Annotated in this window: 22 protein-coding genes and 1 tRNA gene; 9 read left to right on the top strand and 14 right to left on the bottom strand. The window is 43.9% G+C overall.

Annotated elements, in window-relative coordinates; genetic code table 11:
• Positions 1–4 precede the first annotated feature (4 nt).
• From E4N69_RS12500 to E4N69_RS12455, 11 genes are all read right to left on the bottom strand, one after another.
• Positions 5–661 carry an MBL fold metallo-hydrolase gene (locus E4N69_RS12500; RefSeq protein ID WP_253824035.1) on the bottom strand — a complete coding sequence of 219 codons (657 nt, stop codon included), beginning with the start codon at positions 659–661 and terminating at the stop codon, positions 5–7.
• A gap of 207 nt (positions 662–868) precedes the next feature.
• Positions 869–1,078 (bottom strand): 30S ribosomal protein S21, encoded by a 210-nt coding sequence (rpsU, locus tag E4N69_RS12495; RefSeq protein WP_006188264.1) that lies wholly within the window; start codon positions 1,076–1,078, stop codon positions 869–871.
• A gap of 95 nt (positions 1,079–1,173) precedes the next feature.
• Positions 1,174–2,043: a 1-acyl-sn-glycerol-3-phosphate acyltransferase gene (locus E4N69_RS12490; RefSeq protein WP_253824034.1), complete on the bottom strand. Its 870-nt coding sequence runs from the start codon at positions 2,041–2,043 to the stop codon at positions 1,174–1,176.
• 120 nt (positions 2,044–2,163) lie between these two features.
• Positions 2,164–2,817, bottom strand: a complete 654-nt coding sequence (locus tag E4N69_RS12485) for an HAD-IA family hydrolase (protein WP_253824033.1) — start codon at positions 2,815–2,817, stop codon at positions 2,164–2,166.
• A gap of 24 nt (positions 2,818–2,841) precedes the next feature.
• Positions 2,842–3,909 carry a DUF7954 domain-containing protein gene (locus E4N69_RS12480; RefSeq protein WP_253824032.1) on the bottom strand — a complete coding sequence of 356 codons (1,068 nt, stop codon included), beginning with the start codon at positions 3,907–3,909 and terminating at the stop codon, positions 2,842–2,844.
• Positions 3,910–3,958: 49 nt separating this feature from the next.
• Positions 3,959–4,093: a hypothetical protein gene (locus E4N69_RS12690; protein ID WP_256478592.1), complete on the bottom strand. Its 135-nt coding sequence runs from the start codon at positions 4,091–4,093 to the stop codon at positions 3,959–3,961.
• Positions 4,093–5,412, bottom strand: coding sequence for a pyridoxal-phosphate dependent enzyme (locus E4N69_RS12475; RefSeq protein ID WP_162664652.1), 1,320 nt, complete (start codon positions 5,410–5,412; stop codon positions 4,093–4,095). Before E4N69_RS12475 ends, E4N69_RS12690 begins: the two co-directional genes overlap by 1 nt.
• 4 nt (positions 5,413–5,416) lie before the next feature.
• Positions 5,417–6,307, bottom strand: coding sequence for a DUF2156 domain-containing protein (locus E4N69_RS12470; protein ID WP_253824031.1), 891 nt, complete (start codon positions 6,305–6,307; stop codon positions 5,417–5,419).
• Positions 6,308–6,411: 104 nt separating this feature from the next.
• Positions 6,412–6,801 carry a hypothetical protein gene (locus E4N69_RS12465; protein WP_162664650.1) on the bottom strand — a complete coding sequence of 130 codons (390 nt, stop codon included), beginning with the start codon at positions 6,799–6,801 and terminating at the stop codon, positions 6,412–6,414.
• Between the two features lie 95 nt (positions 6,802–6,896).
• Entirely contained in the window at positions 6,897–8,492 is a 1,596-nt protein-coding gene (locus E4N69_RS12460) for a hypothetical protein (protein ID WP_253824030.1), read from the bottom strand.
• Between the two features lie 12 nt (positions 8,493–8,504).
• Positions 8,505–10,760: an MFS transporter gene (locus E4N69_RS12455; RefSeq protein ID WP_371922388.1), complete on the bottom strand. Its 2,256-nt coding sequence runs from the start codon at positions 10,758–10,760 to the stop codon at positions 8,505–8,507.
• Between the two features lie 23 nt (positions 10,761–10,783).
• Between E4N69_RS12455 and pepF the strand changes: the two genes are divergently transcribed.
• Entirely contained in the window at positions 10,784–12,616 is a 1,833-nt protein-coding gene (gene pepF, locus E4N69_RS12450; RefSeq protein ID WP_253824028.1) for an oligoendopeptidase F, read from the top strand.
• Positions 12,617–12,634: 18 nt separating this feature from the next.
• Positions 12,635–13,618: a M28 family peptidase gene (locus E4N69_RS12445; protein ID WP_253824027.1), complete on the top strand. Its 984-nt coding sequence runs from the start codon at positions 12,635–12,637 to the stop codon at positions 13,616–13,618.
• A gap of 62 nt (positions 13,619–13,680) precedes the next feature.
• On the opposite strand, the gene E4N69_RS12440 is transcribed toward E4N69_RS12445, so the two are convergent.
• Positions 13,681–14,580, bottom strand: a complete 900-nt coding sequence (locus E4N69_RS12440; protein ID WP_253824026.1) for a Fic family protein — start codon at positions 14,578–14,580, stop codon at positions 13,681–13,683.
• A 300-nt stretch (positions 14,581–14,880) separates the two neighbouring features.
• Between E4N69_RS12440 and E4N69_RS12435 the strand changes: the two genes are divergently transcribed.
• Positions 14,881–14,969: transfer RNA gene (locus E4N69_RS12435), tRNA-Sec, on the top strand.
• 22 nt (positions 14,970–14,991) lie between these two features.
• Positions 14,992–16,125, top strand: coding sequence for a sigma 54-interacting transcriptional regulator (locus E4N69_RS12430; protein ID WP_212565719.1), 1,134 nt, complete (start codon positions 14,992–14,994; stop codon positions 16,123–16,125).
• Here the strand turns inward: E4N69_RS12430 and E4N69_RS12425 are convergent.
• Complete coding sequence (locus tag E4N69_RS12425) at positions 16,052–16,852, bottom strand: RNA methyltransferase (RefSeq protein WP_253824025.1); 801 nt, start codon at positions 16,850–16,852, stop codon at positions 16,052–16,054. The two genes, E4N69_RS12430 and E4N69_RS12425, sit on opposite strands and share 74 nt — an antisense overlap.
• Positions 16,853–16,958: 106 nt before the next feature.
• On the opposite strand from E4N69_RS12425, the gene E4N69_RS12420 reads away from it, so the two are divergent.
• From E4N69_RS12420 to E4N69_RS12410, 3 genes are all read left to right on the top strand, one after another.
• Positions 16,959–17,675 carry an SDR family NAD(P)-dependent oxidoreductase gene (locus E4N69_RS12420; RefSeq protein ID WP_162664645.1) on the top strand — a complete coding sequence of 239 codons (717 nt, stop codon included), beginning with the start codon at positions 16,959–16,961 and terminating at the stop codon, positions 17,673–17,675.
• An 82-nt stretch (positions 17,676–17,757) separates the two neighbouring features.
• Positions 17,758–18,315 carry an STAS domain-containing protein gene (locus E4N69_RS12415; RefSeq protein ID WP_162664644.1) on the top strand — a complete coding sequence of 186 codons (558 nt, stop codon included), beginning with the start codon at positions 17,758–17,760 and terminating at the stop codon, positions 18,313–18,315.
• Between the two features lie 313 nt (positions 18,316–18,628).
• Complete coding sequence (locus E4N69_RS12410) at positions 18,629–20,134, top strand: IMP dehydrogenase (RefSeq protein ID WP_162664643.1); 1,506 nt, start codon at positions 18,629–18,631, stop codon at positions 20,132–20,134.
• Between the two features lie 149 nt (positions 20,135–20,283).
• On the opposite strand, the gene E4N69_RS12405 is transcribed toward E4N69_RS12410, so the two are convergent.
• Positions 20,284–21,651, bottom strand: a complete 1,368-nt coding sequence (locus E4N69_RS12405) for an ATP-dependent 6-phosphofructokinase (protein ID WP_253714668.1) — start codon at positions 21,649–21,651, stop codon at positions 20,284–20,286.
• A gap of 179 nt (positions 21,652–21,830) precedes the next feature.
• Here E4N69_RS12405 and E4N69_RS12400 point away from each other — a divergent pair, with 179 nt between their 5' ends.
• Complete coding sequence (locus E4N69_RS12400) at positions 21,831–23,366, top strand: DUF5312 family protein (RefSeq protein WP_253714667.1); 1,536 nt, start codon at positions 21,831–21,833, stop codon at positions 23,364–23,366.
• A 92-nt stretch (positions 23,367–23,458) separates the two neighbouring features.
• Positions 23,459–24,967, top strand: a complete 1,509-nt coding sequence (locus tag E4N69_RS12395) for an NAD(P)H-hydrate epimerase (protein WP_253824024.1) — start codon at positions 23,459–23,461, stop codon at positions 24,965–24,967.
• Position 24,968 lies beyond the last annotated feature (1 nt).

Raw genomic sequence — 24,968 nt, 5'->3', positions numbered from 1 at the left:
AACTTTACACGTACGCCCCTTGATATTTCTTTTCAAATTCGATTGTCGTATTGGAGCCGTGTCCCGGATACACCTGCGTGCTTCCCGGTAATTCAGTAAAAAGTCGCTTGAGTGATTGGCATATCTGCATCTCATTACCGCCGAGTAGGTCGGTTCTGCCGCGGGAACCGTAAAAAAGAGTGTCACCGCTGAAAAGAATACCGGCTTCTTTGCTCCACAAGCAAATAGAGCCTTGCGTATGCCCGGGGGTGTACAGCACGGTAAAGCCGTTTACATTATCGCCCTCTTTATAAAAATCTGTCGGGTCGGGGAGCGGATGCTTTTCCAACGGTTCAATCAGTTTTTGAACATGGAGCGGAGCAAAGCTTTTAAAATGGGTTTCCGTACCGGCCGCTCCAAGATATGCGGCATCTTTTTCGTGAATCCACAAGCGGTAATCGGAATATTTTCTTACTAAGGCCGGTAAGCCGCCGACATGGTCAAAATGTCCGTGTGTCAACATAATTTCAAGGTGAGTAGGATGAAGTTTATCTAAATACTGGGATAATTCGGGACTTAATCCGCCAGGATCGATGACGGCAACACTCTTTTCGTTCAACGGGAACACCCATGTGTTAACCATAAGGTAGCCGGTTTCAAACTTTTCTATTGAATATTCCATAATAAAGTCCTTTTACAAGCTTGGAGGATGGTTGAGAATAGTATAGGCGATTTTATGGATTAAAACAATCACAACAAGCAAACACATCCGACTGTGTTTGAAAATATATGGATGGCTTTTTTGTAGAAAGATTACAAAGCCGATTATCAATTCATTATAAATAAAAATTAGAATCGATAAACCGGCTTTGTTGATGATTGTTAAAAATTAGTATGATTTTGAATCATATGACTTGCGGTTTTTTTTCATTAATTTGCGCTGAAGAGCTTTCTTCTTTCTATTTAAAATAGTAGACGGCTTTTCATAGTATTCGCGCTTTTTCCACTCGCGGATAATTCCCTCTTTTTCAACTTGGCGCTTAAAACGCTTAATCGCTTTTTCAAGGTTTTCGGAATCATCGATAACGATACTTGCCACTTACAGAATCACCTCCAATGGATTATATCCTTAGTATCTTCTTGTACGATAATGATTTTCCGGTTTCCTGTCAAGTAAGGAGAAATTCGGCTACACTATGCGTTTCGGTTGTGCATAATTTCAAGCTCTTCCATAACAAGATCGACGACAGCCTGTTTTTTGTCGTCTCCTTCATGGCAGCGTTGCTTGGCACGCTCACGGAATTCATTACAGTCGATAACGGGACTGACCTCTATGACAACCTTGTCTTGGCAAACAATATCGCCAAGCATATTGGCGGGATCATCCGAAATGCGTAGACAGTTACCATTAATAGAAACCAACATCATCACATCGGAGGTTCGGATGTATGAGTCGATTTCGCGGACACCCCGTTTTGTTTCGGGCTTTCCCGGGCGGTAGCGGGTGCCTGCCGGATATACGATAACGGCTTTTCCTTCTTTCCGCACTTCTTCTAATGTCCGCATTGAGGCAATATTGATAGTGCGGCTCCGTTTTTTCTCTTCTTCCAGTTGTACGGGATCGGTAATGCCGGCAAGCGTTCTACTCGGATAAATGACAATGCGCTCATACCCTTCGGTAAGAGCTGCTATCAGCGGATCTTCTTCGGTAAGCTTCATCCCGGCCATTGCGATAGAGCGATGGGCAAGTTCTTTTCCCGCATCCCCTGTTTGTTCCATTAAATATAAGAAGATCGGTAAATCGAGGTTGCTGTAGTGTTCGGAAAGGATAATTCCCTTCTTTCCGGCTTTGATTGCATTTAAAAATTCGATGATATGTGCTTCGGGGTATAGTCTTGAGCCGTCCAATAAGAGCTTCTGTACGGCAGATTCCAAGATTGAACGGATATGAGGATTTTCCAGTTTGTGTACATTTTCTTCAGTGATAATATTATCCTTACTTGCATACCGTTCAAATAGCGGTCGCAGCTCTTCAAGCATGTTTTTTAGTACCAAACCGTCCATTTTTTCCTCCTAAAAATTGTAGAAACCTCTAAAAATCCAACCGGATTTTTAGGGCGCACTTTATATAATCACAAATATTATAGAGCCTATTACCGGAATTTACCGGTTTCTACTACCTCGCTATACGGAAAGTCGCTCCAAGAGAGGCGGCAGTTCGTAAATCGACTTAATCGAAGGAATGCCGGACGTCTTGGTAAAATCCGTACATTGTTCCTTTTCGTCGATTAGTACGCTCTGCCCGCCGATTTGAACAAAGCCTTGAACGTAAGCGGGGCAATCATCCAAAAATAATGTTTCCGCAACTGTTTTATGTACCTCAGTAAGCGGTTTGATAAAGGCATCCGGCTGCGGTTTTCCCTTGCCTTGGTTATAAGAAATGTCAAAAACGCCGAGAAATAAGTCCCTGATATTAAAGAAGTCCAAAACCCGCTCCGCGTGTGCCATCGGCGCATTGGTCAAAACCGTCATCGGCAGTTGTAACGAAATTAAAAAACTCCGTAATTTGGGATCAGGCTGCAATTCGGAAATCTCCGAAGCGGGGTGTATGGCCTCAAAATAAGTATCTCTATCGTTGAAATGATATTCACACTCAAGCCATTCAAGCGTAGTGCCGTAGTTGTGCCGCCGTGTATGTTGCAGTTTTATGGCCTCTTCCAGCGGTACTGACAGAAAATCGGCAATAAATTGAAACATCCGCTCGGAGATTCTCCGTTCCATCAGGTTCGATGCAGAATAGAGCGTATTATCAATATCAAAAAGTAAATGACCTATCATCTCTGTTGCAGTATAGCACAAAAACTAAAAAAGTCCATTAAAATAGGCTTGTTCGGCGCTATAAGCATGGCTATTCACCGTTAGGCTGATAATCATAAAGCTGCCGTCTTTGTTTTTAATACACCGCTTTATATCTTTTGAAACTTGTTTCGATTCGACATCGTATATAGACTGTGTAAGGGTGAAGGCCGTCTGCGTTCCTTGGATAGTCGTATATGGCAGCAACGCTTTTGCAAAGGGGCTTGAGGCGGTCAATAATCGAAGTAATTGTTCGGGTACGGATAACTTATTCCCGCTTTCTGCCGGTGGTATATTGACCGTACTTACCGTTAAAAACGCCGTATTTCCGCACAGGAATGAATTGTCAGCGATTTTTTTCCACTGGCTATCTAAATGGAGCGATATGCCCGAAACGGTTACCGTTTCTTTTTTCGCCGTTTTATTAAGGGTAAATGTATTTGTTCCCTGTTTAGGCTCTGCAGGGCTGTAACCATAAAACACGGATTCTCCGTTGCCGTTAATAGAGCCGATTTCGGTTAATTCCAAAACCGGTTCTTTTTTTGCGCCGGTTATTGTTTTAAGATGAAAGAGCGGAACAAAAGACTGAAAGTCCAGTGTAACTGCGCCGCCGAATTCTTCCATTTGTTTACGTACCGTTGCCGTGCCGAATGGCGCTTTCCCGGCGCGGGGAAAGGTTTTAAGTTCATAGAGTTTAGGCAAAAGTTCCATCAAATAATTAACACTCAACGTATCATCAGGCGTAATGGAAGAAATAATCTGTTGACCGGTTAACGATAATTTCCCCTTTTCGATTTTTCCGCTAAACAAGATAGATACGGTACGGGGATTTTCGGGATCGTCGGTACGAATAAAAGCGCCGTAGGTTTCATCATTATAGTACAAAAAACCTATCCATGTAGGGGCTTTCCAAGAATAATCGCGGTAAATAACGTAGTCGCCGGAAAGAGTTCCCTGTGCCGATTCGGTTGCAGGCTTTTGCGCTGCAAAGAGGAAAGCCGGAATAAACGCCGTAATGCAGCATAAGATGAACCATGCAGCGCTTCTCTTGGGGGAATCGTGATAGTAATTCATTATAATCTCCAAACATTTCTAAAAAATGACCGATTACAACAACTCTGTCTTAACTCTTTTCGGCGTTTTCTTCCGCATATTTCTTAAATTCTTCTTCGCTCATTTTGTCAGCATAGAGCGGATAGAGCGCTTCGACTAAGTCTTCCAACGTAGGGAATTTTGCACCGTCTAATTTGTATGGCATTATTGCACCTCACTTATTGTATTGAGAATTTTGATGAGCTCTTCTTTTGTTCCTTTAATGAGCGGCACATTCGGAATAGGCGTATCAATACCGTGCAGATATTCGGGTATTATCGGGGATTCGCCGCATATCCGGGTAAGAATTTCACTTTCAAAGGCGGGATGATCCTTCGAGACCAACACGAGAGATTCCCCACTTCGCTGCCGGAATATATTTCGGTTTTGCGCCGCTGAGTATGCATGGGCGGTTGCCGTATCGAACATGATGCCATAGCGCCGATAGGAATCGCTGATAAGCGTTTGTGCTTCTGCATCCGAAACCGGCGCCGGGAAAATAATCGATTTCATAATAGCGGGGCTGAGCGTAAAAACTTGTTCAAGTCGTTCGATACTGGAAGGAACAGCAGGGTCGGCAGGGCCGCGTTCCGCAAGCGGGATTGAAGAAGCAACACAGCGGCAGCTTCCGGTTTCGTCGCAATTCAGCGCTTCCGTCGCATCGGTAATAAAACCTTTTACCGGTAAACAAAATTTCCACGCATATAAGCCGGCTGCAAGATTACCGTAGTTGCCCGACGGAACCGCATAGAATATTTCCCCCGCAGTCCGTGCCTTTATACGGGTAAACGCAAACATATAGAAAAACACCTGCGGCAGAATACGCCCGATGTTGACGGTATTTGCCAGTGTTAAGTTATACTCTTCTATGAGCTGCCGCTCTTGGTAAATAGAGCGGATAAGGTTTTCGACTGCGGCAGTGTCACCTTCAACCTCTACGGGATAAACGGATCCGCCGTTTTGGAATAAATGCTCGGGTTTTAGTCCCCTTGCATAGCCCTTTGGGTATAGGATAATCAATTTAAGATGCTTTTTGTTTCCAAATGCCGCCGCCATGCTCCTACCGCCTGCTCCGGTACTGGAGGCAATTACGATGGCGTTTTTTTCATCTATTGTCAGCAGATGTTCCAATGCAGAGGCGAGCCATAGAAAGCCGAAGTCCCGATGATTGCCGGTCGGGCCGTGGAACAGCTCCAGCAAAAACAGGCGGTCATCAAGCTGACGGAGCCGTGGGCTATATCCCTGGAACGCCGCCGCCGCAATCCGCTCGGAGATAACCGGACTAATCTCTTCTTTGAGCAATGCGGCTGTTAACGAACCCGCTATGGTCGAAAAGGTCGTTTGCTCATTCATGTGTAATATCCACGATCGTAAATCGTGTTCGGAGTACGGAACATATAAACCGCCGTCGGCAGGCATACAATCAAAGATTGCATGTTTAAAAGAAACAGTGATGTTGCTGTTTCGAGTGCTGACTAACTTCATAGTTTCAAAGCGCTCCTTTATCAAGCCGGTATTTTTTAACAAAACCTTCCGGCTTGTAGCTCATTTTTGCATGGCGCAGCCCCTCGTCTCCCAAATCTTGCTCGCGGTTGATGTACACGACTTGTTCGGAAAGCGATTGTGCAAAGGCATAGTTGATGTATTGATAGCTGCCTCGAAAATCGGTTCGTGCTTTTTCAAAATGGACAACGGCGATAGACCCTTGACCGGCTAATTCAGCTAAACACCATGCCACCGGCACACCTTGTACATAGAGGATAAGACTAAGAAAATTCTCTATCGACGGTAATGCTAAAGCCTGTTGTGCAGCCTCGTAATCGGTATCTTGGAGATCGGTTTGTTCCGTTGCCCAGATATCTAAGATTTTATATGCGTCTTTTTTTGTATCGGAATCCAATTTTTTTAAAGTAAAGTCCGGATAGTTGTGTAAAAATCCGTTTATGTGGTTCTTTTTTTTATGTAATTGCTTGCCGGAAAGCGTACTCAACGAGAGGCGGGTGTACAGGTAATCGAAATTGTCCCTGTCTTCTGCAGGGGAGGCTTTAAAATTTTGGAAAAGCGACTCATTGTTACTTAAATAGGATTCCGAGATTAATTTCCAGTAAGCACAATCGTTGTACAGTTCTTTAATCGTAGAAATAGGAAGAGGTGCCCCAATTGTGAAAAAAAACTGTTTTTGCTTCTCTTCCCCCAAAAAGAGCAGGGTATGCTCATTAAATCTGCTTATCTTATATTTATAAAAATTCCTAAAAAAATACAAACTTCCGAAGGTTAACTCCGAAATACCGTCCTTTAGCAACCGTAAATCGTTTTTAATTGCTTGTACAGCTTCAAGGGATAACGGAGAAAATTCAGGATACCGCGCGATGACGTCCATGTCCGCTATGTTACTCTTTTATGAAAAAAATCGCAAGTTCTTTAGAAAAGATAAAACATACAGATGAGACGTTTAACGCTATTTGTGAGAAAACGTCTCTGTATCTAAGCTGTCAGATCCAATAAATAAGCCGATTCCGGCAATGCGGAAGTATATCCGGTGTTCTTTGAAAGCGTTATTTCCGTATGGATTTTAGTGTTGACATATTCAATCATCGCATCCAGCGTTTTTTCATCGGGATTAGCCGTTAACAGCTTGTTTTCCCGTTCATTCTCGCGCATTCTAACCAGCTGATCGATGAGTGTATTTAAAATCTTCAGCTTCCCGATACTGACACCGTTTTGATCCTTCGTGCGCGGTACCCCGGAAACATATTGAAAATGAGAATAAACAACTTGTTTTGTATCGACCGGAAGATATGCACGCCCTCCGGCCGAAATACTCGTCATTGCCGCATAAGACAATGATGACAACGGTACATAATTCGATACCATACCGATCCCTCCACTATTCCAATAATCGGCATTTTTTTTATGTACTTTAGAATAATTACGAACATACGGATTGCCGTATCTGATTGAGTTGTTACTTACCGTTGCGGCATGACCGGTGTCTTTTTGATATAAGCATCGAAGGTAATGCGCGCGGATTGGTTTTCGGAATAGAAAGCATGGCGAACGATAATCTTCATCTTTTGATCTTCGTAGATGAAAGGTGTCTTGTCCGATACCTTTTCGGCTTTTGTGCTGTTGGTTTTTATCCGTGTATAAAAATCAAGCATTACGATCTGTCCATCAGATTCATCGCTTATTTTTACCGATTTTCCGTCCGGTTCGATCGAAAATAAGAATTGTTTATACCGGCATTGCGCATGACGAGGAATAGAAGAAGCGGGGATCGTATCTAACTTCAGTTGAACTTTTACAAGAACTGCATCGTATTCGCCGGTATCGATAATTCGATCAACATTTTCCGGCGGTTCATTTTCTAAAGGATAATGTTGAGAAAAATATTCAAAACGCGGTGTGTTATCACTATCATTAGTAGTCTGACGGTTTCGTTCCAGTATAAATTCCTCTAAAGCGCTGTGGATTTTTATGATATCTTTTTGTCCAAAATAAGCAAAATTGTAAAAGCCTACTACCGGCAAAAAGAGGATAATCGTGATAAGCGCCGTTACGGTGCGGAGCTGTGATGTTATATTTTTCCCGCTTAATGTTGCATAAAAAAAATACACCGCTAAAAGGCTGTTGATTTCGATTTCGTGCAGCGGCGGTTTATCGGATACGCTAAAGCCGATTCCTCCATACTTCCAAGCATTGATTGCTCGATCGCGCAGCAAAGCGACAATAAACAAAAGTGATGCGATACCAAGGAGACCGAGCATCAGCCGCACAATACCTTGCCGGTCTTTAAAATGCTGAATCATCAAAAGACAGATCACGATACTGCCGAGTACAAGATAGTATAATGGGAAAGGTATTCCCTCGGTAGAATACGGGAAACGCGCATACTTTATCAGATATATAAGACCGAGAATACTGAGCGGCACGAGCAAAACCGGTAGCAGTTTTTGAAACATTAGGGTAAAAAACTTTGAGTGTATGAGTGGCTTTGACCGGTATACGGCAAACACAGTAAGGGCGATGATTGTGGCTGTTGCATTAGTGATGCGGAAAATAATACTTTCGGTAAAGACGATATCAAGATCAAAAATAGCATTAATCAAAAAGATGGTGATAAACAGTATGCAGTAGATAGCTCCGAAAAACAGCAACGAAACAAGAAAATGAATAAATCGCAATTTAAATTCTTTCAGAAAGTCTTCCGCAGGGAAAAAGAAGATAAAAGCACAGATACAATATAGGTATATTAACGATAGATACACCAAATCAATGTTTTTATTGAGGGTTAAAAGACCGGTAAGATACATTGCGGTGAGGACAGCAATTTGACCGCAGAAGATCGTCAGTTTTGTACGGGCTGTCGCTGCTTTTATCTTGTCATTGCATAGCAAAACGACCGAAAACGAAAACAGAAAATTCAAGTGTATCGCATTCGGAATATATTTATAAAAGAGCTGCGATATACCCGCTGCTAATACAAAAAAGAATACGGACGGAGAACTGACAGCTGCTGCCCGTATACTCTGCGTAATTTCGCTCATTCTTTCTTTGAATGTCATAATTGTTTTCTTCTACCGCTCCGCAAGTTCCGGTTTTTTGAATAACGAGATAGCCCAAAACGACAAAAAGAAGCGGAATGCTTCCCGATGAATTAAGCCGATATCAAGGGCGACGGCCACGAGCAGGGCCGACCGTATGCCCAATTTGTTTTTACCGAATCCGATGAGCCAGTGTACAAAGGCTTCATCGTATTGGTAGTCTTGAATAAAATCGATGACAGTCTTTTTCAGCACGGGATCGCTCGTTTTTTTCGTTTCAAAGATTTCATCGAGTATATCGATGAAAAGAATAGACGGCGATTGTTTTTCGTTCCGGTATTTTTCGAACATATAATAAAAGTCGTTTTGGATACCCATTAAAGATGCGAGTGCAAGTAGCGCTTCGTTTTCGATATAGGGTGGAACGGTGTCCCTGCGGAGAATATCCAGAATAAACATAGGGGAATTATCTGCATTAAAAAGCTCCAGCGCACGTATCCCTTTCAGTATCAGCGCGGGGTTTTCCGCTTGCGAAAGGATGGTGCCGATTTTCGGCTGGCTGTAGCTGTCGTTCAGCCGGGCAAGGGCGACCATCGCTTCTCCGGCAAGATAGTAGTCGTCGCTGTCGAGCGCTGCCCGTAACGGGGTAACCGCCTGCTGCACATTGAATTTGGCGAGTATCCGTGCGGCGAGCGGCGCTGTGGTAAACGCACCCTGTTCAAGCTCTTTCAACACTACATCGCGTACTTTTGCATTGATAGTATTCATCGAATAGAGCGCCCGTAATGCGTTCATCCGAATCGTAAACCGCGGAGATTCAAGGTAATGCAGCAGCTGATCGCAGGATACCGATGAAGCAATTTCGCCGAGTTCGTTGAGGATTTTCTCTTCGGTTTCGATGGTCTCGCTCCGGTCTAATTTGTGCAGAAGGTTGAGCGCCTTCATATCGCGGGGAGAAAAGAGCACGGCAAGCGTTTCAAACACGCGGTAACTGCCGAGGTTCAAGAGTTTGCGCTGAAATACGATACCGATTGCGATAATGGCGATAACTATCAAGAAAAATATTTGATACGATTGCAGGTAGGAAAACCCTTGCACACGCAAAAGGTCGAGTATCGTTCCGCCGAGGATGGAACCAGCGCCGCCGGTAATCGCAAGGATAAAGTAATAGAGCATACTTAAATCCATCAGTGCCTCTTCCGGCACCATTGCGAAGAAATATGCTTGCGACGAATTGTCCTGCCCGACAAAACCGACATTGCTGATCATCGTAAATAAGATGAGAAAAACGGTACTGACTATTCCGGCGCTTGCAAGTCCCGGTGCAAAGAAAGCCGGTATTAACGAAAGGGCGCTGATTGCGCTGAAAATGATAAAGATCGGTTTTGCGCCGATGCGGTCGATAATCAGATGCATTAAAAGCCCGACGCTGAGAGCGCCTACAAGTGAGTATACGGATAAAATGGTCGCAGCGCTGTCGCGTCTACTGTAAACCTCTTTTGCATACACGATGATAAATGGACGAATCATTGCAATACCGAGACTGATAATAAAGAACGCCAACACGAACCGTCTAAAGTTTGCATCTTTAAAGGCATCACGAATGTGCCTCAAAAAAGTGGAGCCTTGGCGCGGGGTAGTATTGTCTTTCCGCTTTTGACGGTTCGGCTTTGCGGACTGAGGTTCCGGTATTCTAAACAGCAGGATAGAGGCGATAAAACCGAGCAGTATGCCGATCATGCTGGCAAGGTGATAGCTATGTACCGAAGGATCTCTCCGTAAAAGCCACGCCAGCAAAACAGTGGCGAGTAATGCTGCAAGATTGTTGATTAAGGAAAGACGCACGATATACGAGCTGCGGTCTTTCCCGGGCGCAAGGATTCTGATAACGGGATTATTGGCAATCATCCCGACGCCGCGGAAAAAATTGAACAGCCCTACCGCAAGCAATAGGCAATAGAGCGCATACTGATCGTGTCCCGCAGAGACAAGAAAGGGGATGGCAAGCAGCGGCAGCAGCGAGGCGGTACGCAAAAGCCATGTACTGCCGAATGTCTGCATAATGCTGAAACGCATCACCATCAATTTACCAAGCGGAATGGCAAAAAACGAAAGATACATAAACGCAGTCAGTAAACCGACTACCGTTGTGTTAGCTTTTAAAAAGAGCGCATAAAGAGTAACCGTATTGCCGGTAACAAGCGCAAAAGAAAAAGAATTGAAGATATTGTAAATGTCGTAGATTCGCCGCCCTTGTTTAATTTTATAGGCCGACAGTTGCTCATTCATCGGCCATATTGTATAGTGAACGTATGAAAAACTCAACGGTACCCCTCCGCTCGGAGGTCGCAAAAAGCGACCAATGGGATTTAAGCAAACTTTTTACAAATGATGCGGACTGGAATGCCTCACTGAAAGACATTACCGCCGCAAAAGACCGCGTATTAACCTACAAAACCGCCTTTGCTTCACCTGAAAAACTGACTGCCGAAACAGTACTCGGCTGTTTACAGGCTGTGGAAGCGGCGTCCCGTATTTCGGAAAAGACAAGCCATTATGCCTTTTTGATGAAGTCGGTAGATGAAAGCGATCCTAAAAACATCGAACGGGTTTCCCTCGCGATGATGGCCGACACGGAACTTTCTTCCGAAACAAGTTGGTTTATTCCCGCTTTGCTGGATATTCCCGAACAGACTATCCGCGGCTGGCTCGATCCTGCCGGAAAGACCGGAGCTGCTTTTGCTCCGTACAAAGTCTTTATCGAAAAACTGATCAGATTAAAAGCTCATACATTGAGCGAGAAAGAAGAAAAGCTTCTGTCGCTTTTAGCCGAATCGCAGGATGTCGAACGCCGCAGCTTCTCGACGCTTACGAATGTAGACTTCCGTTTCGGTTCAATTGAAACTCCTGACGGAGCGAAAGAACTTACTCAATCTTCATATTCACAGTTCTTAATCAATCCCGACCGGAATATCCGCAAGCAAGCGTATATGCAATTTTACGGCACGTTCGACACGTACAAAAATACGATAGCATCTTTGTACACCGGTCAGGTACAGCAGGATATTGCGCTCGCCCGCATCCGCGGATACGGTTCCGCCCGTGAACAGGCGCTCTATCCCGATAAGGTGTCGACGGAAGTATACGACAACCTTATTCGGACAATCCGCAAAAATTTGGAGCCGCTGCATCATTTTTATGAACTTATGCAAAAATCGCTCAAGCTTGACGAGCTGCGGCACTACGATGTGTACGTTCCGTTAGTCGGCGAAGTGCGGCGGCATACCCCGTATAACGAAGCCGTCGATATGATTACCGAAGCGTTACAGCCGCTCGGAGACGAATACGTAACGACGCTGAGGAACGGCCTTTTGAACGGCTGGGTTGACCGGTACGAAAATAAAGGCAAGCGTTCGGGCGCTTTTTCGTGGGGCTGCTTTGAAGGCGATCCGTATATCATGGTCAACTATAAAGAAGACGTTATCCGGGATGTGTTCACCCTTGTGCATGAAGGCGGGCATTCCGTGCACTCGTGGTATTCAGTGCGAAACAATCCGTTTTTAAGCTACAACTACACGATTTTCGAAGCGGAGGTAGCGTCAACCTTTAACGAGGAGCTGTTGTTCCGCTCCATGCTGAAAAACACGAGCGATCCCAAAATGCGGGCATACCTTCTGAGTATTCGTGTAAGTGATATTCTTGCAACGCTGTATCGCCAGACGATGTTTGCCGAATATGAACATATCACGCATAAGTTGGTCGAAGAGGGAACGCCGCTTACCATCGAGAACCTTCGCAGCGAATATCGCAAACTGCTGACCGCTTACTTCGGTCCCGCGATGCACTTTGAGGAATGCAGCGATCTTGAAGGCTTGCGTATCCCGCATTTTTACAATTCGTTCTATGTGTACAAATATGCAACCGGAATTTCCGCATCGCTTGCCCTTGCAGAACGGGTATGTTCGGGCGGAAAAACGGAGCGGGAGGATTACTTTAAGTTTTTAACCTCCGGCGGTTCCCGCTATCCCATCGAGTCGCTGCGGATTGCCGGTGTCGATATGGCTTCTCCCGAACCGGTTGAAGCAGCCTGCAAGCACTTTGCGCATTTAGTAAGCGAGCTTGAAAAAGCCTTAGCCGCTTTATAACCCGATTGCTCTGCCGCCGTGACTCTTGAACAAGCTCAAGCGATTATCGCTCCGCCTTTTTTCAGCGCTTTTTTAGAACCGGCGGCAGACCGGCGCGCCTTTATAACGGAACGGTTGGCAGCGCAAGGAATTCCCTACCGTACCGTTACTCTTCAAGATAAAACTCACATTGTTATTACCTACCGGCAATCTGCGTACAATCCCCGCTTTAAGATGAAAACGCTGATAGCGCACTATGACCGCGCCGCCGGTACACAGGGCGCAAACGATAATTCCGCCGCCTGCATACAGCTGCTGCTGTTTGCCCAAACGCTGCTGCATAAACGGGATGCGCATAATATCCGCATCATCTTTACCGACGGCGAAGAAGCGGGGGCGGATGGTATTAAAAACCAAGGCGCGTACCGTTTGGGGCAAGGCCTGCGTGCCCTTTCAATGCAGCAGGATGACATCTTTGTGTTTGATATGTGCGGCAGCGGAGATACGCTCATCCTTTCCGAGTCCGGAATATACGGCAGGGATACACGGAAAACGGCGGTGCTTTCCGCTCTGCATCGGCGCTGCCGCATCTATGCCGACGCCGCGTGCAGGGGGCGCTGGCTTTCGCTGCCGACCGCCTACAGCGACAACGCAGGGCTTATTTCCGCTGGATTAACCGCACAGGTCATCACCGTATTGCCGAGGGCGGAAGCTGAGCTGCTGATGCGGTATATGCCGCACTCGGCTGGAACGCCCCTATCGGGTAACGTGCATTCCGCCGGATGTCATAGGTCGGCCGCTGCGGAAATATCCGCCAACGAAAGCGCCGCTCAAGCGCTTCAACGGTGTATCATCACCAATGCACACGTTCCGCCTGATTCGCCGCTTGCCGCCGTCATTCCGCAGACATGGCAGCGGATGCACACCCCACAGGACAGCCTCGAAACACTGACGCCGCAAGCTTTTATCCTAGTAGATAAAATGCTTCGGTATCTGGCGGGTGTGAAAGAAGCGGCCGGATAAAAGAACTCTAATACGCCGACTTTTGGTAATGAATCTTAGGTGATCATTTCCGGGGCGGTTTTTCAATACACAATACCGAAATAATCCAAACATTGCTTCATTATATCCTGTGCGGTAAGACACGTATCTCTTAAAAATCCGCGTTCATTTTTCCAATTTTTAATTCCTCTGTAGTAGTAAAGCTTTAGTTCTTCAGTGATGATAAACGGGACAATGTTATGCTTAAGACATTCCTTGAACAGTATCAATCTTCCGATACGGCCATTACCATCTTGGAACGGATGAATCGCTTCAAATCGGACATGAAAATCCAACACATCATCAAGAGTGATTTCCGATTTTGCATTGTATTCCATTAATAATGATTTCATCGCTGCTGCAACATCCGCAGGTTTTGTCGTTGCATCTCCACCCACTTCATTTTCCAGCGTTTTGTAGTCCCCAACCTTAAACCATGTTTTTTGACTGTCGGTTGTTCCGGATTTTAGGATATAATGAAGCTGTTTTATGAAACTTTCCGAAAGCTTCGTATGCGCACCTTCTATGATTACATCAATACAATGAAAATGATTTACCGTTTCAATAATATCATCAACTTTAACAACTTCATTTGTAACACCAAGCGTTTTTGTTTCAAAAATGAATCGAGTTTGGTCGTGTGTAAGTTTTGAACCTTCTATGTGATTTGAATTATACGTAAGGTCAATCTGAATTTTGTGATAAATTCCGCCTTTCAATCCGGTTTCTTTTTCACGTTTAAGGAATGATAAGAGCGTATCTTTTTTTGCCGTATGGCGAATTTTTCGATGGGGCTTTTCTGCATCAGAAGGGACATTCCATGTGTTCCCTTCTAAAAGCGCCCCCACAATTCTACCCTGTAAGCAGTAATTCCTTACACTCCGTTCACTCATGTGCCAGCGTTTTGCAGTTTCTTTAACGGATAGGTATGTTATCTTGCTCATTGGTACTATTTTAACATAGTATCGGCAATATATAAACAATCTTTGTATGCTTAAATTTGATTATATTTGGCCGTTCATCACTCAAGTTTATTCATGCGGCGATTCTAATATCCCTTTGCGGGGAGTGAAATATTTGTCATGTTTAAGACGGAACACTAGAGATCAAATAAGTAAAGCATAATAATCCTAAAAAGATAAAAAACCGGAAAATTTTCCTCTTGATAGCGTTAAAATTAAAAGCAGTAGGGTTGCTTAAAAGAAACTTTCACTTTATACTAAATCATAATTTCTCTTATTAATGGAAGCTGATGGGATCTGGTGGTCTTCGCGGTCTTCAAAACCGTTGGTTGCATAATTCGCAACGGCAGGTTCGATTCCTGCCTCTTCCGGTTTTCTGTTGTAGGTGTGGCTGTGCTAAGTGTTTTGTTTGTTGCAGCATTTTCGACAGATGCCGAAAAACTCGCTTGTGTGTCTAAAAAAGTTTGGTCTATAGACTATATATTGGACAATCGGGCTGTCCTACCTTGCTTAGAAGAAAAAGCCTACGATTTTCTGTTATTTGATTTTGAAGCAGGGGGCGAGTATCCGCCGAATATACTCAAAGAAATTTACGGGCAATATCCCATTTTACCTATCTTTTTATTATCACATCAGCATTGTAATTTTGTAGAAAAGGCCGCTTTTGCAACAAATATGATATTAGGATGTTTTTCTATTCCTTATGAATTCAATATATTACACAATACTATTCAAAATACGCTTGAAGGAAAAATTATCCGAATAATCGATATGTACGATATAGATCCGGTAACGGCTCCGCTCTATACGAAATTGCAGGGGCAGAGTATCGAAATTCAAATGATACGGAACTTTATTTTACAGACAGCACAGCAAAATTCTCATGTATTGCTGTACGGAGAAAGCGGTTCAGGTAAAGAAGTCGTTGCTTCGCTCATTCATTACTATTCTAAAAATCGTCCCGGTAGATATTTACCGATAAATACTACTTGCATTGCGGAAGATCTCGCAGAGAGTTTATTGTTTGGTTCGTGTAAAGGAGCTTATACCGGAGCAATCGATAAGGAAGGTCTCTTTTCAGAGGCAGATCAAGGAACATTATTTTTTGATGAAATAGAAAATCTTACACTGAATTTGCAAGCAAAACTCTTACGGGTTCTTGAAACACACGAATATTATAAACTGGGAGGCACTCAAAAGTACTCTTCTGATTTTAGATTGATTTGTGCGACAAATTGTGATCTGCAAGAAATGGTAGATCAGGGACTCTTCCGATTAGATCTTTTTTATCGTCTTGATGTTGCCCATCTTATCGTTCCCCCGCTGCGTCAGCATAAAGAAGATATCGGAGTGCTGGCATATAATTATTTAAAACAAACGAGAAAACACTTATCACGGGAGGCTCTGTCTCTGCTGTGTAAGTATAATTGGCCGGGGAATGTCCGTGAACTTTTTAATTGTTTGGAACGGGCGGTGTTTGCAGCAAAGGCATCTCCTGTACTGTTCCCTCAGCATTTCGACATTTAACATAGCATAGCTTTTGAAAAAGTTCTTCCAAATACCGCGCTTCCCGGGCGGATAATCCCGCTCTTGCAATTATCTCCTGAAAAAAACGAATGTTATCTTCTTTCCCTGCATGTTTAAAAAGACCCATTTTACATAAACAGTCGTTGATATGTTCTGAGGTTGAGGTAACCCGCGTATAAGGGATACGCTCATAGCCGTATTTTCGGGGACTATAGGCGCGGAATAGCGTATAGCAGACGATTTGCACGGCATGCGAAAGGTTAAGCGATGGAAAATCGGGGGCTGAAGGGATATTGATGGCAACCGAGCAAACATTTAATTCCTCATCGGTAAGCCCGGTTCGTTCATTGCCGAATACAAGGCCGGTAAGTCCTTCTGCCGTATTGAAAGAAAACGAAGCGAAATCCTCCGGTGTCATGCCCCATGATTTGCGCTTTTCTCCTATGCGCCGTGTTGTTCCGGCGACAATGCAGCAATCGGCAACTGATGCTTTTAATCCCATAATTGAAGGTTCAAAAAAACGGGCTTGCTGCCATATTGTTCCGGCATGGATGGCTAACCGGAGGATCTCTTCTTCATCATAATCTTTTTTGTTTCCTATAATACGTAAATCGGAACAATTATTGTTGGCCATTGATCTGCAAACAGCGCCGATGTTACGGCTTATTTCAGGGCGGCAGAGAATAACTGCAATCGGAAGCCGTTCTTGTGAGGTTGAAGTACTCATGGTAATTATTTTGTGTAGAGAACGCTTGCTATGTCAAGTACTTCGGAGTATAATGAAAAAAGTAAGCGTGGGGACTGCCTAATAAACCGTATGGAAGGAATACGCTATGGATAATGTGCTGCAAGGTAAAAGCGCATTGGTCGTCGGCGGGACAAGTGGAATTGGATACTGCTTAGCGCAATCGCTTTTACAAGAATCTGTTTCTGTTGTGATGCAGGGACAGAGCAATTCAAAACGTGTTGCAAGTCTTTGCTGCCAAGGAAATGTAGCCTGTTTTATCTGTGATTTGCAAAAAGCCTCCTATGTGGGGGAGCTGTGCAAATATGCCAATGCTGCCGATATTCTGTGCGTCGCTTACGGTCCGTTTTTGCAAAAACCGCTTGATATGACTTCTGCTCAGGAATGGAGTGCAACAGTATATGCAAACCTTACACTGCCTGGTATACTGGTTTCATCGGCTTTAGCTGGTATGAAAGAACGGCTTTGGGGGCGTATTTTGCTGTTTGGCGGTACGGAAACTCAAGTTTTACGAGGTTTTAGAACAAATGCCGTATATGGGGCGGCAAAAACAGGCCTTATATCACTTGTAAAATCCGTGAGTATGGAATATGCTCAATATGGTATTACAGCAAATGCCGTTTGCCCGGGTTTTACCGATAGCGGTTTATTGTCGGAGAATACTCGGGCGATATGGGCGAAAAAAAATCCTGATGGTGAATTGATTAATCCGACTACAATTACGGATGCTGCGCTCTTTTTATTAAAAGAGTGCGCTTATAATGGGGTTATACTACCGGTTGATAAAGGGTGGTCGTCGTTTTAGGGCTGAGTCCCTTGAATAGGGATATGAATATAGATATAATTTTTACTTCATAACAAGGATAGATTTGACAAAGGATTGGCATATGAATGACGCAGAAATAATTCAGAGTTTCGATAACGAAAAAGACAAAAGCCTTAAAATACAACTACAAAAGGTAGAAGGGCTTGAAAAATGTATCGTGATCATTCTGTCAGGATATGTCGATACGTATAATTCAACCTTCTTTCAAAAAAGAGTTACAACCCTTATTGATGCAGGATATATTCAGATTATTTTTAACTGTGCCCATTTGGATTATGTTTCTTCTACGGGGATAGGCTCTTTTACTGCTTTCCTAAAGGCTGTAAAAGGGAAGGGCGGTGATATTGTATTGTTAAGTCTTCAGCCGAAAGTATATGAAGTGTTTCAACTGCTCGGTTTTGCAACTTTCTTTACTATCCATGATTCCTTAGAAACAGCTATTGAATTCTTTAAAAATAAAGGAGCAAATATTACTTCTCAGGTTAATCTCTTCCCCAAAATTTTTTCGTGTCCTATCTGTGCAAAGAAATTAAAGGCGCCTCGTCCAGGTCGCTTCCGCTGCTCCGAATGTAAGACTATTTTGGCGATTGATAATAACGCACAGGTTTCGCTTGGTTGATATTCGATAATATTATTACTTGTGTAGAAGTTGTGGATATCTTGTAAACTATATATCTGCATTTCTTGCCCTTTATTATATCATTTATATTGTTTTTGCTGTATAAAGTTTTATGTGTAAAAGGTTTATGCCCTTTTAATGTAAAAGGGTGTCTGTTTATATCGGTTAAAAAAAAGAGAAAATAATAGAATGATATTGCTAATAACTTGTGGATAATCTGTTATGTTGGTGAGTAAGTTGTGAATAATCGGTGCCGAATTAATACTTGATAAAAAAAGATTCCTAAAATATGATGTAACCGTAAGGAGAAATTATGGCATACTATTATGAAGAACCGTCGCATACGTTTAATGAATATCTGTTAATTCCTCGCTATACTGGTATTGAGCATAATCCACAGAATATCAATCTGCACACGCCGCTTACCCGATTTTCTACAGGGAAAAAACCGTTGTATACGCTCAATATTCCGTTAGTTTCGGCAATTATGCAGTCGGTTTCCAATGATGGTATGGCAATTTCTCTTGCAAAAGAGGGTGGGTTATCCTTTATTTTCTGTTCACAGAGTATAGAAAAACAGGCTGCAATGGTTGCTGCTGTTAAGGACTATAAAGCGGGCTTTGTAGAAAGCGATTCAAACTTAAAGCCTGAAAATACTTTGGAAGACGTGTTGCGTTTAAAGGAGAAAACGGGGCATACGACAGTTGCTGTTACTGATGACGGTACTGCACATGGGAAGTTGCTTGGTGTTATTACCGGCCGTGATTATCGCCCAAGTAGGATGGCACGGGATTTAATCGTTGCGAAATTTATGACGCCGATTGAAAAGATCCATTATGCCGGTGAAGGTGTTACCTTAAAAGAAGCAAATGATATTATTTGGGAGTATAAGCTCAATTCCCTTCCCGTCCTTGATTCAGAAGGAAAACTTGTGGCTTTTGTGTTCCGTAAGGACTATGAAAGCAAAAAAGAGCACCCGAATGAGCTACTCGACGAAAAAAAGCGTTATTTGGTTGGGGCGGGGCTTAATACTCGTGATTATGAGCAGCGTGTTCCTGCGTTGGTGGCTGCAGGCGCTGACGTTTTATGTATAGACTCTTCCGACGGCTTTTCGGAATGGCAAAAGCGTACTATTAACTTTGTAAAAAAACAATACGGAGATAAAATTCCCATCGGAGCCGGCAATGTCGTTGACGAAGATGGATTTATTTTTTTGGCGGAGGCCGGTGCCGATTTTGTCAAAGTGGGGATTGGTGGAGGCTCCATCTGCATTACCCGCGAAACCAAGGGCATAGGCCGAGGGCAGGCGACGGCACTTATCGAGGTTGCCAAAGCTCGCGATAACTATTTTAAGAAAACAGGTGTCTATATTCCTATCTGTTCTGACGGCGGTATTGTGTATGATCATCATATTACAATGGCGCTTGCAATGGGCAGCGATTTCTGTATGTTAGGGCGCTACTTTGCTCGTTTTGATGAAAGTCCGACAAATAAAATACTGGTAAACGGCAGTTATATGAAAGAATATTGGGGCGAAGGCTCATCGCGGGCACGAAACTGGCAGCGTTACGATTCCGGCGGAGACAGTAAACTCGCATTTGAAGAGGGCGTGGATTCCTATGTTCCCTATGCGGGCTCATTGCATGACGGTGTTAAAACAACACTCTATAAGGTACGTTCTACGATGTGTAATTGTGGTGTCCTCACCATTCCTGAGCTGCAACAGAATGCCAAAATAACATTGGTCTCTCCTTCCAGTATTATCGAAGGCGGTTCTCACGATGTTGTATTGAAGGATGTTCGTTCCTCTATACACTAAATAAAAGCGATGGATAGTCCAAAGACTGAAATCCTATCGATCTTTTCTGTAAGGGTAAAGATGCATTATATCCGCTGAGGAGGATTGCAAAACAGTCTCTGGATGGTTCCCTTAAATTTAACTACGCTACCGCGTTTATGCTTGTTCGACTAATGAGCAGATGTATGTTTATTGTGGTCATCGTGAGTCTTGTTTTTCATTAGAGGCGGCTGACCTGTCGCATCGAGGGTGTCGCGCCAGAGCGAGCCGTCCGGTTCGACATAGTTGCGAGAACGGACGACGACATTGATCGGCAAATGAACAAACTTATTATACATAAGACCGACAATCAACTTTGTCTTTCCCGCCATAGCGGCATGTACCGCATTATTCCCAAGCCGTTCACAGTAAATAGAGTCAACCGGCGCTGCCGGCGCTGACCGGATTTGATAGCTCGGATCGATATACTTCAAGTTGATATGAATGGATTTTGACTTAAAATAAGCATCGATTTGCTCTTTTAAGAATACGCCAATATCGGAAAGACGCTTATTGCCTGAATCGTCGGTTTCATTTTTGCTTTGCATTAAGTCTTGACCGGCTCCTTCTGCAACAACAATAACTGTGTAATGACTTTGGGCTAAGCGGTCTTCCAAATGCTTTAAAAAACCGTTTTCACCTCGCATATCGAAAGGAATTTCGGGGATAAGTACAAAGTCGACCTCATGGCTTGCAATAGCCGTGTGCGTCGCAATAAATCCCGATTCTCGTCCCATCAGCTTGACTAATCCGATACCGTTGATTTGGGACTGTGCTTCCATACGGGCGGCAGCAACTGCTTCAGAGGCTTTTACAACTGCCGTGTCGAAGCCGAAGGACTTTTGAATAAACGACAGGTCGTTATCAACGGTTTTCGGGATGCCGACAACGGAGATACACAGGTCGCGTCGTTCAATTTCCTTTGCAATTTCTAAAGCGCCTTTTTGTGTTCCATCGCCTCCGATGACAAAAAGGATATTCAAATTGAGCCGCTCGATTCCGTCTACGATTTCGACAACGCGGGTACCTCCGCCTCGTGAAGTGCCGAGGATTGTTCCTCCTGTTTTATGACATGCATCGACAACCGTCGGGTTTAAGGGCATAACATCGAAATGGTAGTCCGGTAAAAGGCCTTTAAATCCGAAGCGAATGCCGCTGATTCGCTTAACGCCGTAACGTCCCCACAAACAGCGTACGACCGATCGGATCACATCATTAAGGCCGGGGCATAATCCTCCACATGTGATAATGCCTGCATGGACATGACTCGGATTAAAGAATATTTTTTCCCGCGGACCTGCTTTCTCGATAAGCTGTTCGCGTTTGAATGGCCCGTACTGCTCTCCGACCTTAGATTCCAACCGGAAGCGAATAAAATCGTCATTGGTAACGTAATTTGCAATACTGTCGCCGATTACGTTTGAAAGGTGAATAGGAGAAGGTATTTTACAGGGACCGAGTGTATCAATGGTAAAATTAAATTCTTCATTATAGCGCATGCTGTACCTCCGTTATATCGACAGTATCAAACTCCAAGGCAAGGGAGCCGTAGTTTTATCTTTCTGTAATTATCGATGATAACCTCTCCTACACTATCATAAATTTGCAGGGTTTGAAAGGGATAAAAAATTTTTTTTGATTGACAGATTTGCGGATTTTATTCATTATAGGTATATCTATGGCACAGAAAAAAGAATCTTTTCTTACACGTATATTACAGCTTTTTTTTCCACGGGATGATGCAGAGGCGATAAAGAAACGACATTTAAAAGCGTTGGCAAAGGAAATTTCAAAAAATAAATTCAGTAAGTGGTATAAACCTTCTTCGGAAGAACTCCAACCGCAGATGGCGCGTTTCTTTTTTGAGCTGTATAAAATTGTCGGTCCTGCACGGGCTCTCCTTGCAAGTGCCGCCTCGTCAAAGGTTCTCAAGAGTATCACCGTAGAGCAAAATTTGTCAAAACGACAGCATCAAATACGGGAAAAACTGACGCCTGAAGTCATCAAGGAACGTGCAAAAACGACCAATCAAAAAGAATTGAGTATTCAGGTACAGAAAGAATTTGATGCCTTTATGCGTGAGTTTGACGGCAAGAAGATAGACGAGATTGATACACAGTATCGGCAGCTCAATGAATTTATCCACTTTGTGCTGTTTGATTATTATTTCTTTTTAAAAAAATTCGATCCCGCTTTGCCGGAAGACAAATTTTCTTATACGCCAAACTTTGCCACTGTTAACGGCGAGTACCTTAAAGATGAATTAAAAGATTTTATCGTTGTGCTAAACGGACTTTCGCTTGATGCAAATTGGGAGAAGCTTTTCGCAATTATTACCGCATACAAGAATGTACAGCCGGTTAATGCTCCTCTGTGGAAAAAGCATCTGAGCCTTTTAAACGATGTCCGTCGTTCCCATATCTTAGAAAAAATTATTCAGCATATTACAAAAGATACTGCCTACACGGTCGAAATCAGTCCCTTCACCGAAAAGGTAACCGATGATTATCTTAAGCAAATAGAACGGTCGATTGATAATACGTTAAGAGACATTGTTATGGAGCAAAAGAATTCTCAGGTAGCAATGCTCGTGCAGCGTGTATTCGGAAATGTGATTTCGTCAGGTACTAAAAACTATAATCCGCGTTCCAATGCAGCATTTGAAAAACGGGGACTTGAAGGTTATATCTATGCTGATGCAATGAACTACCTTAAATCGTTTTTAGTCGAGTACTTTAAAAGTGATATCCGGGCTCTATCCGATTTAATTTTAGTACGTGGGCAATGGACACAGCAGGTGCTTTCTGCCGAATATTCCGAAAGCTACCACAATTTGATGCATATTTCGACTAAGCTTTTGGAGTTTGACGAAAAACTGTCAGAGGTTTCCGAAATGGGGGTTAAATTCCGCACGCTGTTGTCGCGAATGGAGCGGGAAAAAGAAGCCGGTCGTCAAGTGCAAAAACACTTGGATACCGTTAACGAAGCTGCTCTTAAACTGCTTAAAGTTGCTATTAAAAATATTATGACGCTTGGAAATGCTATAAAGAATTGTATTGCCGACTATGATAAACCCCATCGAGATTTACTGCAAAATTGGAAGGAAATTGAACAGCATTCCGACAAGCCGATACGGGAATGGATGACCGCTGTCTATACAAAAATTTATAACTTTATCATGTTGGAACAAGTGGTCTTAAAGAAAGAAGATTAGAAACGACTCAGAAATACAATCCTCATCTGCCGCTTTAATTCCGCAGTTCTCATGTGATGAATAACCTAACGTCTTTTTGAGAGGCTTTTTTGATGGAAAAGATATTTGACTCGGTACGAGAGCTGGATAAGCGGGCGGAAGATGCCTTTAATTTAAAAAACGGTGTACTGATGGAGCATGCTGCCTGCGGCATGGTTGAACGTATTCGAAATCTTCTTTCATCACGTTTATTGTACCCACAAAATATACAGGGACGTTCGAGGCAGAACAATGCTTTGGTTTTACCGTCTTCGCACATAAAACTTCCACAGGCAGAATTACCGCTTGTACAGATTGTCTGCGGTTCGGGTGATAACGGCGGTGACGGGTATGCTCTTGCACGGATTCTCGCCGATTTTTGTCTTGTTCGCGTTGTCTTAGTAAAAGAGCCGAAATCCCCCTTGTGCAAATTACAGCAAGATCGGCTTAGTCTGCTTGGCATACCGATAACGGACATGTTACAGGAGCATTGCGATGTACTTGTTGATGCGGTGTTCGGTACGGGAATCCGCGGCAGCCTCGATAGCGAAATGAGCGCTTTGATTGAGCGGATGAATGCGGTACAGGGCTATAAAATTGCCTGTGATATTCCGAGCGGTTTAAATGAGTTCGGCATCCCATCGCCTGTTGCGTTCCGCGCCGACGAAACCTGTACGATGGGCGCGCTAAAAACAGCACTCTATGCCGACGCTGCGAAGGATTATACCGGGGCTATTTATGTTTGTAATCTCGGCCTGCCGCGGCGCTGCTACGAAGGTGAGACCGGCACCTTTCTCTTATCGGTAGAGGATATGAAGCTGCCTCACCGCAGCGTGCAAAATACCCACAAGATGAGCTACGGACACGGCCTTTTTTTCTGTGGTGAAAAAACCGGCGCTTGTATGCTTGCTGCTTCAGCTGCTCTTCACTTCGGAATCGGTTTGGTTACCGTGTTCGGAGAGCCTGTACCTGCCGCTCCATTCGATTTTATGTATACGTTACAGCTGCCCGAAAACTTTTCGGCATCAATGGTCGGCTCCGGATTAGGGCGAAATTCCGATACACAGGCTCGGGCGCTCGGCTTCCTTTCACAAGAGCTCGTTCGGGAACGTCCGCTCATTCTTGATGCCGATATACTGCATAACCCCAAACTGCCTACACTGCTGTCGCTTTTCAAAGCACCTATTTTAACGCCGCATCCAAAGGAGTTCCAAAGTCTGCTTGCAAATAGCGGACTCGCACAGGTAAGTGTCGTCGAAATACAGGAGCACCGGTTTGAATATTTGCGGCTGTTTTGCGGCGCTTTTCCTCAGGCAGTCATAGTATTGAAAGGCGCTTATCCGCTGATTGGCTGCGGAAACCAAGTATTTGTGAACCCGCTTGGAACCAATGCGCTCGCCAAAGCGGGGGCTGGCGATGTCTTGAGCGGGATGATTACCGCATTAGCGGCTCAAGGATATCCATCTCTGGAGGCTGCGTATACCGCGAGCCTTGCTCATGCCGAGGCTGCAAAACTATTGTATACTTCCGACTACGGTTTAACGGCGAGTGCACTTGCACAAGCTACCGGTAGGCTGAAATAGG

This window comes from Treponema sp. OMZ 906 (assembly GCF_024181185.1).
Lineage (GTDB): Bacteria > Spirochaetota > Spirochaetia > Treponematales > Treponemataceae > Treponema.
The sequence above is the reverse complement of the archived record's forward strand: the minus strand, read 5'-3'. Positions and strand labels throughout refer to the sequence as shown.